This window comes from Neisseria sp. P0001.S005 (assembly GCF_051963715.1).
The window spans coordinates 1-461 of the sequence record NZ_JBQCTZ010000596.1 but is presented as its reverse complement, the minus strand read 5'-3'; the positions used below and the strand labels follow the sequence as shown (position 1 = coordinate 461).

Annotated in this window: 2 protein-coding genes; both read left to right on the top strand. The window is 41.2% G+C overall.

Annotated features, from left to right (window positions below):
* A partial coding sequence (locus ACTHSP_RS21885) for a hypothetical protein (RefSeq protein WP_440346995.1) occupies positions 1-230 on the top strand: 230 nt, incomplete at its 5' end.
* 73 nt (positions 231-303) lie between these two features.
* Positions 304-461 (top strand): rod shape-determining protein (locus ACTHSP_RS21880; protein WP_440346996.1); only part of this gene is annotated, 158 nt, incomplete at its 3' end.

Here is a 461-nt window from a genome sequence, read left to right as displayed (position 1 = left end):
TTTTGTTTTTTTCTTCGTCCGTTAAAGTGAGGCGCGAGAGTTTTGCGATTTTTTCCACATCATTTAAGCTTAAAGCCATAAAAAATCCTTGTCTGATAGCAATGCCTCTTGGGTTTGGGGTATCATTGCATTTCGTCTTCTATGAAGCGAAGAATTATAACCGAAAACCAAACAGGTTGGCATGGTGTTTTAATTCAGACGGCCTTTTAAGGGGGCATTTATCCGTCTAAAACTGTGTACCTGTTTTTCTTATTTTAAATAATGCTAAACACATCCGGGCTGGGCCGGAATTTCAGGAATCCTATGTTTCGCCTTTTATCTCGTTTCCTCTCTAATGATATTGCCATCGACTTGGGCACGGCCAACACACTGATTTTTGTACGCGGCAAAGGGATTGTTTTGGATGAGCCGTCTATGGTTGCGATTCAATCCGGCGCAGGCAATAAAAGTAAAATTATGGC